The sequence below is a fragment of the Tundrisphaera lichenicola genome (assembly GCF_051175385.1).
Classification (GTDB): domain Bacteria; phylum Planctomycetota; class Planctomycetia; order Isosphaerales; family Isosphaeraceae; genus Tundrisphaera; species Tundrisphaera lichenicola.
The window spans coordinates 2,026,630-2,041,332 of sequence record NZ_CP195106.1 but is presented as its reverse complement, the minus strand read 5'-3'; the positions used below and the strand labels follow the sequence as shown (position 1 = coordinate 2,041,332).

Sequence of the window (14,703 nt, the reverse complement as noted above, 5' to 3'; positions counted from 1 at the left end):
TGGAATCAGGATTATTCCGAAGCCGCCTGACTCATAGAGCAGAAATACCGCGGCATCGGGCTCCTGGCCCGATGCCGCGGTCTTCTTCGGTCTAAAGACTAGTCTTCCCCGACCTCCGACGCAAGCCCATTTGTGAACGTCGATCGGTTGCCTTCCCGGTCCCGGATGGACCGAGGAGGAACTGCCCGGATTACTCGTGACGCAGTGCCTCGATCGGGTCCATCATGGCGGCCCGACGAGCGGGATAGAGTCCGAACAGGATACCGATACCGACCGAGATCCCGAAGGCCAGGAGGACCGAACTTCCGGTCACCACAGGTTCCTGATCGGTGGCGAAGTATCGGAGAATCTCGGGGATCCCGATTCCGATGCAGACCCCCAGGACGCCACCGACGCCGGAGAGCACGATCGTCTCGATTAGGAACTGCTGGGTGATGTCGCGACGCTTGGCCCCCAGAGCTCGACGGATGCCGATTTCCCGGGTTCGTTCGGTCACGGTGGCCAGCATGATGTTCATGATCCCGATCCCTCCGACCAGCAAGGAGATCGATGCAATCGTCCCCAGGATGATGCTGAACTGCCGGGCCGTGGCCTGGGCCTGCATCAAAAGGTCGTAGGGGACGACCATCGTCACGTCCCGCTTGGGATGCTTTGGCTCGACCGCGGCCTCGATGATCGGCGCAGTCCTGCGGACCTGGTCGATGTCATAGACCTGGAGCGTGATCTGCGAGAGTTCCGTCTCCTCGATCGAGAAAGAGCCGGGTCTCATGTCAATCAGACGTTCTCCAAATCGGAGCTTGCACGTGTTCAGCGGGATGTAGACATCCTTGTTGAAGTCTTGCGCGGAGAGGCTTCCGCCAACACCCGCAGACTGGGATCGTTGCTTGGTCACACCGATCACCGTGTAGTAATCGGACCCGAGCTTCACCGACTTGCCAAGCGGATCCTCATACGGGAAGAGGATCTTGGCCGTCTCGGCGGCGAGCACCGCGTAGTTCTCGTACCGCGCGTTATCGGAGGGGGATAGGAACCGACCCTTCTCGATCTCGAGACGGTTGAAGTCGGCGTAGTCGTGGGTGGTACCGACCACCCGGCCGTCCAGATCCCTGCTCAGATAGCGGATCTGTTTGCGGATCTCGCGAATTGGCAGGGCTTTTTTGATCGTCGGGACGGTGGCCAGTAATCGGTCGTAATCCTCGTATTTCAGGCCATAATTGAGGACCGTCCTCCGACCGCCACCGGCCGCCTGGCTCTCGTCGGACGGTTTGACCGAGCGATAAATGATGTTCGTGGCGCCGAGTTCGGCGAACTGTCGTTGTGCCTTGCGGCTCGACCCTTCGCCGACCGCGAGCATCGAGATCACCGCGGCTACGCCGAAGACGATCCCGAGGACCGTCAGCCCCGACCTGAGCTTATGGAGCAGCAGGCTCTTCATTCCTAGTTTCAGGCTTCGCCAGGTTCGTCGCATGGTCGGGGGCCTCTGAGCGGCGTGAGATCGTACGGGGTGTGCTTCCGAAGGCGGAGCAGGTCAAACCTTCGACCTCAATGAGTCGAGCCGACCACCGCGCCTTCGGCCTGGAGCATCCGGGGGCTCGGACCGTCCTGGATGATCTGACCATCTCTCATCCGGATAATTCGCTTGGCATGCTCGGCAATATCTTCTTCGTGGGTGACCATGATGATCGTCTTGCCGGCCTCGTTGAGGGCGGCAAGCATGTCCATGATCTCCTCGCTGGTCTTGCTGTCGAGATTACCGGTGGCCTCGTCGGCGAGGATGATGTAAGGGTCGTTGATCAACGATCGGGCGATCGCCACGCGCTGCTGCTGACCTCCGGAAAGCTGGTTCGGCCTGTGATCCAGCCGTTCCGAGAGGCCCACCATCCGGGCCAGTTCGATCGTCCGCTGCTGATGCTCCTCGGACAGTTCGCCGCTTCCTTGATACGTCAGCGGGAGCTGGATGTTCTCGACGACCGTGTATTGCTGGATCAGGTTATAAGATTGGAAAATGAAACCGATGTATCGGCTACGGACCTCGGAAAGCTCATCGTCATCGAGCTTGGCGACATCTCGACCGCCCAGGAAATACCCGCCACTGCTGGGTCGGTCGAGGCAACCGAGCAGATTGAGCATGGTGCTCTTGCCCGAACCCGAAGTACCCATGATTGCGACGTATTCGCCTTGGTGAAAGTCGACGGAGACCCCTTTGAGGGCGTGGACGGTGATGGTCTGTTCCGCTCCCCGGCGGCCTTTGAGGCCGCCGGGGGGTGCGTGACCCATCACATACTTCTTGCGAACGTCCTCGAGCCGGACGATCGGCATGTTCGAGTTGTTCACTGACCGGGTCCCCCCGCACCACCACCACCGAAACCGCCACCACCACCACCGCCAGGCCCACCGGGACCTCCGTTGCGTTGCATCTGCTGCATCTGCTCGATCATGGCGTCGGTGGCGCCGGCTTTCTTGAGGATCTCGATTTTCTCTTCACTGGAAGCCGTCCGAAGCTTGGCGCGATCTTCCTCGCTCATGTTCTGGAAGATGGCCCCCATGGCTCCCATCCCGCCACCGGCTCCGCCACGCTTGCCCTTGGCTTTCGCCTTGCCTTCACCCTTGCCGGTGGCCTCTCCGGTCCCGCCCGGGACGGCCCCGTTGGGCGATCCGCCCTTGGCGGCAGGGTCTCCGCCGAAGTCCTTCTTGGCGGCGTCCTTGGCGGCCACACTGAAGGCCTCGCGCCGCTCGCTCTCGGTGAGCAAGGAGTTGGGAGTCATGGCCACCTGGTCGCCGGCCTTCAGGCCGTTCTTGACCTCGACGTGCTGGTCGTTGGAGATCCCCAGTTCGACCACTTCGCGACGGAAGCCGTCGCCATCCTTGATGAAGATGTAGTTTTTGTTCTTGAACTGGAGGATCGCCTGGACCGGGACGCTCAGGACATCATCGAGTTCCTCGACGAGGATCTCCACCTGGGCCGACATACCGGGGCGGAGGTTGTACTTGATGGTGTCGCCCTCGATGGCGACGAAGGTGGTGTAGACCTTCACATCGGACTGCATCCAGCTCCCGGCGTCGGCCATCGGGGCCACGCTGTCGACCTGACCACGCAGTTCGACGTTCGCCGCGGCATCGACGCGGATCAGGGCCCGGAGGCCGTGCTTGATCCGGTCGACCATCGACTCGTGCACCTTGGTGTTGACCCGCATCTTGCTGGTGTCGGGCAGGCTGAAGATTTTCTGACGCTCGCGAACCGTGGCTCCTTCCTCGATCTGGAGCTGGTTTTGGCCCATGCGGCCCTGTTCGTTGGCGTAGACGACGATCCCATCGCCGGGGGCCTTGAGCACGCAGGCCTTGATCTGCTTCTCGAGCTTGGCTTCCTTGGTCTTTTCCAGCTCGTAGGTCGACTGCTTGGAGAGCTCGTCGGCCTTGGCCTTCTGGACCTCGCTGGTCAGCTCCTTGATGGTTTTATCCTTGGTATACTTCATCAGGACGTCGAGCTTGGTCTGATTCTGCTCGAGTTCGAAGCTCGACTTATCCTTGGCGAGATGGTCGGCGATATTGGCCGCGATCGAGACGTAACCCAGGTCCTTGACCCGGTCCGACCAGCGGACCCGGTCGATGGCCCGCTCCAGGTCGGACTTCGCCAACGCGATCTGCCCCTCGATGGTCGCCTTGTCCTGCTTGAACACGCCCTCGACGTATTCCTTGACGGCGTACTCGGCCACCTCGCGGGTCAGGAGGGCCTGCTTGTACGAGGCGTCGGCCTGCTGGGTCGTGATCTTCTGGTTATTCAAGGTGTCGCGAAGCGACGCGGAATCCAGCTCGCAGACCACGTCGCCCGACTTGACCCGAGTCCCTTCGGGGAGGATTCGGATGATGGTCGTGCCGCCCTCGACCTCGCAGACGACGTCCTTGTTGGCGGCACTTTCGAGATTGCCCTTCTCCTTGACGATGACCGAGAGCTTTCCCGGCCGGACCACCGCAGTGATCACGTCCGACCGGGACGAGGCGAAGAGAGAGGCCATCGGAGCCTTCATCCCGGGGACGCCGAGGACGGCGACGGCGCCCACGGCGATGATGACCACCGCGACCGCGAACGCTTTAATTGCGCTCGACGGCCGACGGCGCGAGGGCTGGCCGAGCGACGGCAGGTCGCCCGTCGGGCCCGACGGCGGCGGAGTAGCCCCCTCCGGTCCGGTCTGTAGGGAAAAGTTCATCGAAGGCCTCCCATTCGTCAAAGGGCAAGATGCCGAGATCGCGGTAGACTTGAAGCCGTTGGAGCTGATACTGGAACCAGGTGCTGACCAGCGTGTTCTCGTTGTTGACCACGGTGTTCTGGAAGCTGATCAGGTTGGTCGTCTGGACCGCACCCTGAGTCCCGGCGGTCCCGGCGGGAGGGGCGACGATCGTCTCGAAGGCCTGATCTTTCAGCCGAATACTGAAAACCAGGTTAACCCGGGCGATCAGGTATTGCTGATAGTTGACCTGCAATTGACGGATCTCCGATCGGAGCTGGTTCTTCAGGAAGTCCTCGGTGTTCTGGAGCGTGCGTCGCTGCCGCTGATAGTTGATCAATTGCTGGCGGAAGTTATTCCGCTCGGCGACGCGGACCAGGGGCAGCTCGGCGTTGATCACCAGAGAGAACTGCTTGGCCTGATCGACGAAGCCGAAGGGGTTGTTCGTGGTGGGCGGGGTGAGGAACTGGTTGGTGACCGCGACGTTGAGGATGCCCTTCAAGGCATTGGCCGAGACGCGGATCTGCCTCCAAGTATCATACAGCTGCGCCCGGGCATTCATCAAGTCGAGGCGATTTTCCAGGGCGATTCGCTCGGCGGTCAGCAGGAGATCTTCGAGGTTCTGGTCCTCGTCCTGGGAGAAAATCTTCAGGCAGGATCTCCCGTCCAGGACCAGGTCTTCGAGTTCGGGCAACCGGGCGACGATCTCATCCAGTTCGGGGAGTTCACGCTTGGCCTTGAGGGACCATCGATCGAGCTCTTCGAAGATCCTGAGGAAACCACTGGTCCGGCTCCGATCGATGACGAGGGGAACATCCGGCGGCATTCCCAGCTGGATCTTGAACTGATCGAGGTCGTTCCGGTAGCGGAGTCGCGAGCTGATGACGCTCTGCCGAGCCCCCTGTACCTGCTGGCTGATCTGGTCGAGCTGGAGCTGCGAGAGGCCGGAGGATTCGCCGCCGATCAACTCCTGGTAAACCTTGACGAATTGCTCGAAGACGGCCAGGTTCTTGACCTGATTCTCGACGAGCTGGGCATCCGTCACGACCTGGAGGAAACCGACGACGGGATCGATGTTACCGCCGGACGTGAATCCACCCGTCGAGACGCTATTGCCGAAGTTCTGGATCGATCCGCCAACCAGGGTGGAGACCACGAACTCCTGGCGGAACTTGGCGAACGACCGGACCGAGTAGAGCAAGCTTCGCTCGGCCTGGGTCAGCCCTTCCAGCGTGATCGCTCGCCCTCCGCCTCGGAGGAAGGGGACCAGGATTTGGAGGGGCAGGAAGGACCGGACCGTCGGTTGGGTCGGGTTGCGGCCCACGAAGTTGAAGACGAGCTGATTGGCGAAAGATGCCAGGATCTGAGTGCCGTTGTCGAGCAGCTTGCCGACACCGGCGACCGTCCCAATGTTCAGGGTGGAGACCTGAGCACCCGTCTCTCGAGTGTTATAGAGGAAACTGTTCCCGAAGTTCTGGGTTGGCAGGAGTCCGCCGAGCGTCGATGAGCCCGCACCGCCGACCCCGGTCCGCGGCGAGAGGCCCGCCACGAATTGCGGCCCGAACGAGAATCGCTGGAGCGTCACGGGCAAGGCGTTAATATACATGGATTCGAGCTGGAACTGATAGTACCGGCTATTGACCAGGGCGAGCTGGAACGCTTTCTCCATGGTCAGGATATACGGGCGACTATCCGCCGGCAGCCCGGCGGCCACGGCCTCGTCGAATGGGACATTCTGGGGAACGAACATCTTGGCGAGGTTCGAGGTGATCTCCTCGGCCATCTCGTTGCCGCCCGGACCCAGGTCAGGACGAGGGTTGACCGGTCGTCCCAGGTTGAAGTCCTCGGGATCGGGATCGCCGGGGATCTTGGGCGTCTGGAGTTTGTCGCCGGGAGCCGTCACCGTCGAGGGTGCCGGAGAATCCGGATTCGGGACCAGATCCTGGTTCGGGGCTGGCTGTGCCGGTTCCTGCAATGCGGCGCGTTGAAGCCCCTCATCCTTTCCGCTCGATGGTTTCGAGGTCGAAGCCAAGGGCATGGATGAGACCGTGGAAAGGGGGGGGGACGAGCGAACAGGCGAAGGTTTGGCCGCCAAGGAAATCGGCGACATTCCCGGCACCTTTGGCCCAGAATTCGAACGAGAGGCGCCCGGACCGGGAATCGGTGGGGGTGGTTCGATCCCGGGAGGGGCGTCGGGGGCTAAACCAGGAGCGAATGGAGACAATCCATCTGCTGGAGGGGCAGAAGGTTGGGTCGATGCCGGCACGCCAACCGGGGCTTTCTTCGGCTGTGGCTCGTAGCGCGGTCCCTCGTCCAGTAACTTGAGATAACCGGTCCCCTCCACTGGCATGATCAGCCGGTGGTCGGGCCACTGGGGGACGGGCGAGAGCGACTGGGCCGCCATGTCATCCGGCGGCGCAGGAGGACGATCTTGGTCGTAAGGATCGGCGAACCGGGCAAGTTGGGGAGGATCGATCGAGAACATGTCGAGCCGATAGCGTGGGTCGCGGCTCTTCTCGAAGATGGCCTCGGACACATCCTGGTTGGCCCATTCGCGATAGAATTCGCGGCCACAACCCGCTTGCGATCCTAAGGTCAGCAGGGTAATCGCGGCGAGCCGTCGGGCCCTGCGTGGTTTTCCGGCGAGGATCAACCCCTCGGCGCGTGTCTTCATGACTATGGCCTCGGCCTTCCCTACCAACCGGTGCCGCCTGGGAGGCAGACCGGTCGGCTGGGCTCGATGGTTCGGGGATCGGAACACGGGGGACTCCGGGCCCGTCGCCGCGCTCCGTTGAGCGTCGGAGATCAGAGGGTGTGGCCGGCGCCCTTGCACGAATTGGGGTATCGGTAGTGCTGGTCGTGCCGGTTGAGCCGAAATGATTGGCAATCCCGATCGTTGTGCCGGCATCTCATCCTGCTTTGGGTGGAGTCAAGAGCACTTCCGAGTCGAAGTATGTCGCAGGAATGGATTCCCTCGGCGGCGGCGGAGTCGCGCCGAGATAGCCAGGGGCGGAAGGGCTTGGAGGCCCTGCCCCGAGGGAGTCCGACCGCCCGGGGGTTTCGATCTCTCGCGGTGGCGACCTTGGGCTTGGAGGAGGAGTCTCCGATGACATGGGGCAATCGCGGGCCCGGTTCGCCGGCGAAACGGCGGCATTGGGCTTTTCGGCCGAACAACGAGAACCTGGAGGAGCGTAAGCTCCTGGCACAGGTCGATTTAACCACCATCCAGACGGCCCCCTTGGGCGTCGAGACCATCGGCGCTACCAGCAACAGTTACGCTGGTTACACCGTCACGGACGTCGGTAACATCAACGGGACCGGGTACGACAGTTTCATCGTGTCCGCCCCCGGGGTCGTTCCCCCCACCGACGGGTCTACGCCATCCTTCGGCAATTCCTCGAGCGCGGCCTACCTCGTCTTCGGGTCGAGGCAAGTTAACATATCCAACGCGGTCGACTTCCTGAACCTCGCCAACGGGGTCCCGAACGCGACGACCGGAGTTCTCCAATCCGGGCAGAGAGGTAGCGATCTCGGACAGCTGGGGACGCTCGGCACGGGGAATCTGGGCCAGCTGAATCCGACGGTCCAGCAGCCGACCGCGACCGGAAGCACCCCCACATTCGGCTTCAACTTCGACGGCCTGACGTACATCACCGGCTCCAACCGTAATTCCGCCCTCGGTTTCTCAGCCTCGGCCCTCGGCGACATCAACCAGGATGGCCTGGACGATTTCGCCATCAGTGCCCCGAATGCCAGCGGTGGTGGTCGCGTGTTCGTGATCTACGGCAACACCAACCTGACGGCCCAGAGTACCACCAACAAGACCGTTGACCTGCAACCGGCCACGGGCACGACCAACTCATCCACGAAGGTCGTCAGCTTCAGCTACTCCAACGGTACCGCCGCGACGCAGGTGGGCTACTCGGTGGCTGGGATCGGAAACTACTTCAATACGACTTCGGGTCGCGACCTTGCCATTGGCGTCCCGGGCCTGAACAACAACACCGGGGCGGTCTACGCGATCACGGGTGCATTCCTCAATAACCAGCCTACCGGCTCGAATGTCGATCTTCGGACGACCTTCGGTCAGAATAATGGCATCGGCGGGATCGTCTACACCGGGATCAATACCGGTGATCGGGTGGGTTCGGCAGTCTCGACCGCCGGAAGTTTCGATAACGCCGTCAATGGCTCTGGGGCCCCGATTACCAGCCTTTTGATCGGTGCTCCCGGGGCGGCGACGGCCTATCTGGTCTATGGAGTTCAGTCGTTCACGGGCAACTCAACCCTAGGCACCACCCAGTCGCTCAACACGTTGGGCGCAACGGCGACCACCAACCCCGTCTTCAACCCTCTAGAGGGTGTGGTCCTGATCGGGAGCAATGTCACCACCCTGTTCGGCTATTCGGTGGCCACAGCGGGTGATTTCAACGGCGACGGTGTCGATGACATCATCGTCGGCGCGCCCGGGTACTCCAATCTGACGGGTGCCGCGGTCATCTTCTATGGGGTGTCCGGGACGACGACCAGCACGCCCACCCGCATCAATGGCTCGTTCATCGTCACCATCGGCTCGGGGACGACGGGAGTCAATTCGCTCTCCCTGCTCGGGACGAATAACGGCGATCTGACTGGACTCTCGGTCGCGCCCAGTACTCATATCGTCTTCAGCCCGGACCCGAACTCCGGGACGTCCACGGCCGTTGACGTCCTGATCGGGGCGCCTGGATTTGCAGCCGGTACGGGCACGGCCTACCTGGTGCCTGGAAACACCTCCGACCTGGGAACGTCCCAGGATCTGACCAACATCAGCTCGGCTCCACTGAACGGGACTCAATTCCTCGCCAATGGTTCGAGCGACCCGACGAACAATGTCCAGCTCTTCGGGTACTCGGTCTCGGCCCGAAACCCGGTGGTCAACCCGAATAATCTGCTGACGACCCTGGATGGGGATAACGTCCCCGACCTCTTCATCGGGGCACCCCTGACCGATCTTCGCGATCCCCAGAATCTGGGCTCGACCCTCCGGACCAACTCCGGGATCGTTTACGCGGTCGAAGGGGCCCTGCTCGGCGGAACCAATGGCGGCGGTGGGGGCGGCGGAGGTGGGGGCGGTAGCGGCGGAGTCAGCTCGATCTTCGTGATCCCGGCGGCCTCCCTGCTGGCCCCCCCGATCTTCACCGGTGAGACTGCCGGCCTGCCCTATCCGCCCGTCTCCGCCCTGGAGAAGCTTCAGAGCTACGCCCCGCTGCCGGTTCAGATTGCCTACGAGCAGTTCCTTCCCAAGCCCGGCTTCCGAGCCCGCCAGGAGATCTTCCTGCATCCGAAGAAGGGCCAGACGTCCGTCCAGGCCCCTCGCGGGACGTATCTCTACGTCGCCGCCATCGGCAAGTCGAGCCAGAGCAAGTTCACCCGAGTTAACACCCTCCCGACCAAGGTGTTCACTCGCGGCAATCAGTTCAAGCATGGCGAGACGAAAACGTTCAAGCACAAAGTCAAGGTGATTCCCCGGTCCGCCCAGACGCAGAGATTCACCAGCGCCTGATCGATCGACGATCGGTATCAATCCGGGATAGAAGAAGGGCCGACACTCCGAAGCATTCGGGTGTCGGCCCTCTTCCATGTCGACGATCGACTAAATTCGGCTCAGAGCTTCCCGGCAATGCGGCTGGCCAGACGCTCCAGGGCGGGGCTCCGGTCCATCGGTTCTAGATGCACGTTGATGAGGCTAAAGCTGGAAGTATTCGCCAGGGCCTTCGAAAGCGCGGCGTCCAACTCCTCCTCGGTCCGGACCTCCAGACCCAATCCGGCGCCGAGGACTTCCGGGATCTTGTGGAACTTCCACTCGTGGACGTCGTTGAAGGAGCCTTCCAGGATGAATCGTTCGGTCGTATATCCCTTGTTGTTCAGGACGACCACGATTGGATTCAAGCCATTCCTTGCGACCGTCGAGAGTTCCATCCCGGTCATCTGGAATGCCCCGTCTCCGACGATGACCAGAGCCCGATGACCCTGGTTGGCCATACCGGCCCCGACGCTGGCGGGCACCGCGAACCCCATCGACGTGTAATAGGCCGGGCTGATGAACTCGGTTCGACGCGTCATGTGGAGGTCGGCCGCCCCGAAGAGGGAGTCGCCGATATCGGCGATGACGACCATATTCTCGTCGAGCATCCGGTCGAGCCGTGAGAAGAGTCGGGCCGAGGTCATCGGAGTGTTCGGCTCGGCTACCCAGGGCGAGGCCGAGATCGAGTCGCGAGGAGGGAGCACCGACCCCGCCAGTTTGAGCTGGCGATCTTTGAGACCTCGGACGAAATCGTCCAGGCGGACCTCTCGGTAATGGTGGTGGCGGATTCGAAGATCTTCGCTGGTCGCGTCGATGCAGCGGGACGGGTCGAGCTTGGCCGTGAAGATACCCAGGTTGATGTCGGTCAGGAAGCATCCGAGCATCAGGAGGCAGTCGGCGGCCTCGACGAACTCGGTGACTTCCGGTCGGCCCATCGCTCCTTCGTACACCCCGACGAACAGGGGGTGTCCCTCGGAGATCACGCTCTTGCCCAGGATGGTCGTGGCGATCGGCAAGCCTGCCCCTTCGGCCAGGGCGATCAGTTCATCCTGGAGGCCGAATCGGTGGATCTCGACATCGGCCAGGATCATCGGTCTTTTCGCCGCCGAGACGAGGGCACTGGCCTCGTCGATCGCTTCGCGGAGGGCGTCGGGATCACTCGGGGGGAGTCCTTCGGGGGTCCGGTGCGGGACCACCATCGGGGCGGTCACCAGATCTCTCGGGATCTCCAGATAAACAGGACGCTTGTAGCGGACCGCTGCGGAGAGGACCCGGTCGATCTCGACGAAGGCGGTCCTGGGATCGTCGAGGACCGCCGAGGCCACGGTAATCTTCTCGAAGACCTCGAACTGGGTCGAGAACTCCTTCACTTTGTGGTGCAGGAGGGGATTCCGGTCACGCTCGGACATCCCCGGCGAGCCACTCAGGACCACCACGGGCGACTTTTCGGCGTAGGCCCCGGCCACGCTGTTGGCGGTGCTCAGGCCGCCCACGCAGTACGTGACGCAGACGCAGCCCAGGCCCCGAATCCGAGCGTAAGCGTCGGCCGCGAAACCCGCGTTGTCTTCTCGGGTCATACCCACCAGCTCGATCGGGCTGGCCTCCAACATCTTATATAGTGTCAGGATGTAGTCGCCGGGGATCCCGAAGACGTGGTCGACCCCCATCGCGTGGAGTCGCTCGATCAGGTAGCTGCCGACCGTCGTGGCTGCGGTCTCGGCTGGCCCCACCTCAGCGGGTTGCGCTCGTCTGGTCGCGGTACCCATCGTCAAGATCCTCCCCTGGCGAGCGCGGGGCGAAACGACCTCGAAGCCCTTCCCATCGAGGGAGTGGTCCTCGGGCGTCCCGGGGCAGCGCCTTGGCATAAACGTAAATCCAGACAACTCGACCGGCCCGTGTCGTCGTGACGACCCGTCGAAATAGGCCGTCCTCGACCCCCTCATAGGGATCGAGTCGCTCGCGAAGCTCGCTCTCATCGACGGGCCGGACATAACCCTCGACCCAGCCAGCCGTGGGATCATTTTCATCAACCAGGCCCGGATAAGGCCCGAGGTCGAACAACCGGCCACGGGCCGCATCGACCGTCCAACCCCCGACCGCCATCGCCCTCGGCCCATCCGGCGCCAGGGTCCCATAGGCGAACAGAAGCCAAGGACCTCGGAACCTGGTCGCAGGCTCGAGAGCTTCGGACAACGTCCCATCTCCAGTACGACTTGATGCGACACTACGAACGATCAGGACGACCGTCTTTCCATACGCATTCTACGTGGCTGGGATGACTTCGGGGCGATTCGTCAGGAAAAAGAGTCAGATCTCGCCAGGTCAACTCGGAGGAACGATCCGTCGCTTCTGGTTCTATATGGTGGACCATAAGTCGGAGACATCTTGAGTTGTTGCTAAACAAAAACATCAGGGCGAGCATCGGCCGGAAATAGCAACTTTTCGTTCCTTCACGACATCTCGAGCGTGCCTGGATGTGGATTTACCCAGTTCGTGCGGCCTGACTGACAAGGCTAGGCGTAGATTGCATGCACGAATTGATCGGTCCGTCCTCGCGAAACCGATTCTTTGAAGGATCTCCTATTTTCGCGGGAACTTAAGCTCGACGGGTCGCCCGATCGTCTCTGCCGATGCCGATCTGAAATCAAGAAAGCCCGCGATCTAATGCGAGGCCAGGTTCTTCGACCCACTTCGATTTTCACCAAGGATTCACCGATGAGCCTCCGAAACCTCTCGATGGCCTTTGCACTTTCCATCATCGTCCCTGCGTTCGCCTCGGCCGGGCCACTCTGGAACATCCATACCGACGCGAAAGGTGGAGTCGGCCAGCTCCAGACCATCAACTTCAACTTCAATGGCCAGAATGAGACCGGATTGGCAGGGACACTCAGCACCGTGCAGGTCCCCGGCGGAACGCCATTCGACACCTACTGCATCGACCTCTATCACACCTTCCAGCTTGGTACTAGCGGCTCGAACTGGGAAGTCGAGGTTTTGCCGATCTCTTCTTACATGGGAGCCGTTGGAGTGACCCCGCCGAACAACCCGGGTGGCAATCCAGGAGCCATTGGATATCTTTACGACAAGTACGCCAGAAGTGTATCGACCGGGATCGAAGGAGCCGCCCTCCAAGTCGCCATCTGGAAGGTGAACTACGACAACAGCAACTCGTTCTCTACCGGTTCGTTCCGATTCGCGGCGAATGGCAATCCTAATTCGATCCAGTCGAAGGTGTTTGCCCAGGCGACGACCTACCTTGCCGGGTTCGATGGGACCCGGTCCAACTTCAACGCAACTTACCTGAGAGCGACTTCGCACCCCAATGGTGGGAATCAGGACCTCGTCGGGCCGGGAAGTCTCTCCGCCGTCCCAGAACCGGCCTCGGTCGCGATGGTGGCCTGTGGACTTGGCGTTGTGGTCCTCGCGAGACGACAGAAGTCAGGTCGGTCGGTCGTCGTCGGCTGAAACACCCCGCGACAACGCGAAGAGGCCGACCCAGTTTGACTAGGTCGGCCTCTCGTCGATTCGAATGATCGCGCCGAGAACTTACTCGGTGGGTTCCGCAGGTGCCGGGGCGGCAGCGGCCGCAGCGGCATCGGCCTTGAGCTTGGCGGCCCGCTCGGCCTTGTCGACCTTCCGCTGGGCGCGGGCGGCTCGGCGTTCGGCCTTGGCGGCCTTGGCCTCGGCGGGAGTGGCGGTCGAGGACGGGAACCGCTCCTTGAGCCGGACGGCCTTGCCCGAGAGCCCTCGGAGATAATAAAGCTTGGCCCGTCGGACCTTGCCCGAACGCTTCACGACGATGTCGGCGATCCTCGGCGAGTGGACCGGGAACTTACGCTCCACGCCCTCGCCCTGGACGATCCGGCGGACCACGAACATCTCGCGAGTCTTGGTCCCCGACCGGGCGATGACCACGCCGTTGAAGATCTGGATCCGCTCTTTCTCGCCTTCCAGAATTCGGACGTGAACGTCGACCGTGTCGCCGATCTCGAACTTGGGCACGGTGGCCTTCATGCTCGATTGTTCGACCAGCTCCATGAATTTATTCTGCATGGCTCAGCCCGTCCTTTCTTTCCGCCCGATCGGGCGTCCCCGGTGAGCCGGGGGGTTGGTGATTCTCGACGTGTTCGCTCAGTGTATAGGAATGGGGTGGATGATCGGTCCGAGTTGGGGGGACGGAAAGCAGGTCACTCCGACGGTCCAGCGTCCGGCCGCGAGCCTGTTCCCGCCTCCATCGATCGATGGCCGCGTGATCGCCGCCGAGGAGGATCACCGGTACCGTCCGCTCTCGGTATTCGCGAGGCCGGGTGTAATGGGGATATTCCAGCCCGCCTTCCGGTCCGAACGACTCATCCATCGCGCTCTCGGCGTCGCCCAGGACGCCGGGGATTAACCGCATCACGGCATCGATCACAACCATCGCGGCGACCTCACCCCCGGAGAGTACGTAATCGCCGATCGACAATAATTCGGGCCCGAGGATCTCGAAGACTCGCTCGTCAAACCCTTCGTAGCGTCCGCAAAGCAATACCAGCCGGCCTTCCAGGGCCAGTTCCCGGACCCAATTCTGTGACAGAGTCCGGCCCGACGGGGTCAAGGCGATCAGGCGACCGGGATTCCCGGCCGACCCCTGAACTGTCTCGACCGCCGAGACGACCGGAGGCGCCATCAGGACCATGCCCGGACCTCCCCCGAACGGGCGGTCGTCCACCTGTCGGTGCTTCCCCTCGGCCCAGTCGCGGAGATTCCAGAGCCGGACCTCAACCAGACCCTTGTCAATTGCCCGACGGAGAATGCTCTCGCCCAGGAAGCCATCGAAGAGGGCGGGGAACAGCGTCAGGACATCGATTCGGAGAGTGGGTTCGGCCATCGGTCGGATCTCGGCTGGTCGGCCGGGGTTCGGCGAGCCCAATC

At 62.1% G+C, this 14,703-nt stretch carries 9 protein-coding genes and 1 pseudogene; 2 read left to right on the top strand and 8 right to left on the bottom strand.

The window, feature by feature from the left end:
* Window positions 1-190: 190 nt before the first annotated feature.
* The 4 genes from P12x_RS07985 to P12x_RS07970 form a co-directional block, all read right to left on the bottom strand.
* The gene (locus tag P12x_RS07985) at window positions 191-1,468 is read right to left on the bottom strand and encodes an ABC transporter permease (protein WP_435010341.1); all 1,278 of its coding nucleotides are present in this window, start codon (window positions 1,466-1,468) and stop codon (window positions 191-193) included.
* Window positions 1,469-1,542: 74 nt separating this feature from the next.
* Complete coding sequence (locus P12x_RS07980; RefSeq protein ID WP_435011651.1) at window positions 1,543-2,277, bottom strand: ABC transporter ATP-binding protein; 735 nt, start codon at window positions 2,275-2,277, stop codon at window positions 1,543-1,545.
* A 53-nt stretch (window positions 2,278-2,330) separates the two neighbouring features.
* Window positions 2,331-4,205 (bottom strand): efflux RND transporter periplasmic adaptor subunit, encoded by a 1,875-nt coding sequence (locus P12x_RS07975; RefSeq protein WP_435010340.1) that lies wholly within the window; start codon window positions 4,203-4,205, stop codon window positions 2,331-2,333.
* Window positions 4,090-6,261: a TolC family protein gene (locus tag P12x_RS07970; protein ID WP_435010339.1), complete on the bottom strand. Its 2,172-nt coding sequence runs from the start codon at window positions 6,259-6,261 to the stop codon at window positions 4,090-4,092. The genes P12x_RS07975 and P12x_RS07970 overlap by 116 nt, the downstream gene beginning before the upstream one ends.
* 1,068 nt (window positions 6,262-7,329) lie before the next feature.
* Between P12x_RS07970 and P12x_RS07965 the strand changes: the two genes are divergently transcribed.
* A complete protein-coding gene (locus tag P12x_RS07965) occupies window positions 7,330-9,768 on the top strand; it encodes a beta strand repeat-containing protein (protein ID WP_435010338.1) in 2,439 nt (812 codons plus the stop codon).
* A 101-nt stretch (window positions 9,769-9,869) separates the two neighbouring features.
* Here P12x_RS07965 and P12x_RS07960 read toward each other — a convergent pair whose 3' ends face one another.
* Both P12x_RS07960 and P12x_RS07955 read right to left on the bottom strand, forming a co-directional pair.
* Window positions 9,870-11,555, bottom strand: a complete 1,686-nt coding sequence (locus P12x_RS07960) for an alpha-keto acid decarboxylase family protein (protein WP_435010337.1) — start codon at window positions 11,553-11,555, stop codon at window positions 9,870-9,872.
* A complete protein-coding gene (locus tag P12x_RS07955; protein WP_435010336.1) occupies window positions 11,521-11,982 on the bottom strand; it encodes a gamma-glutamylcyclotransferase family protein in 462 nt (153 codons plus the stop codon). The genes P12x_RS07960 and P12x_RS07955 overlap by 35 nt, the downstream gene beginning before the upstream one ends.
* 522 nt (window positions 11,983-12,504) lie before the next feature.
* Here P12x_RS07955 and P12x_RS07950 point away from each other — a divergent pair.
* Window positions 12,505-13,254: a PEP-CTERM sorting domain-containing protein gene (locus tag P12x_RS07950; protein ID WP_435010335.1), complete on the top strand. Its 750-nt coding sequence runs from the start codon at window positions 12,505-12,507 to the stop codon at window positions 13,252-13,254.
* A 246-nt stretch (window positions 13,255-13,500) separates the two neighbouring features.
* Here P12x_RS07950 and rplS read toward each other — a convergent pair.
* Window positions 13,501-13,842: pseudogene (rplS, locus tag P12x_RS07945) on the bottom strand (50S ribosomal protein L19); the annotation flags it as partial.
* On the bottom strand, window positions 13,832-14,659 hold the full coding sequence (gene trmD, locus P12x_RS07940) for a tRNA (guanosine(37)-N1)-methyltransferase TrmD (RefSeq protein WP_435010334.1): 828 nt from the start codon (window positions 14,657-14,659) through the stop codon (window positions 13,832-13,834). The pseudogene rplS and the gene trmD, both read right to left, overlap by 11 nt.
* Between the last annotated feature and the right edge of the window lie 44 nt (window positions 14,660-14,703).

Excerpts from the sequence above, each read along its gene's own strand:
- P12x_RS07985 (WP_435010341.1), bottom strand. The coding sequence starts at position 1,468 with ATGCGACGAACCTGGCGAAGCCTGAAACTAGGAATGAAGAGCCTGCTG.
- P12x_RS07980 (WP_435011651.1), bottom strand. The coding sequence starts at position 2,277 with ATGGGTCACGCACCCCCCGGCGGCCTCAAAGGCCGCCGGGGAGCGGAA.
- P12x_RS07975 (WP_435010340.1), bottom strand. The coding sequence starts at position 4,205 with ATGAACTTTTCCCTACAGACCGGACCGGAGGGGGCTACTCCGCCGCCG.
- P12x_RS07970 (WP_435010339.1), bottom strand. The coding sequence starts at position 6,261 with ATGCCCTTGGCTTCGACCTCGAAACCATCGAGCGGAAAGGATGAGGGG.
- P12x_RS07965 (WP_435010338.1), top strand. The coding sequence starts at position 7,330 with ATGACATGGGGCAATCGCGGGCCCGGTTCGCCGGCGAAACGGCGGCAT.
- P12x_RS07960 (WP_435010337.1), bottom strand. The coding sequence starts at position 11,555 with ATGGGTACCGCGACCAGACGAGCGCAACCCGCTGAGGTGGGGCCAGCC.
- P12x_RS07950 (WP_435010335.1), top strand. The coding sequence starts at position 12,505 with ATGAGCCTCCGAAACCTCTCGATGGCCTTTGCACTTTCCATCATCGTC.
- trmD (WP_435010334.1), bottom strand. The coding sequence starts at position 14,659 with ATGGCCGAACCCACTCTCCGAATCGATGTCCTGACGCTGTTCCCCGCC.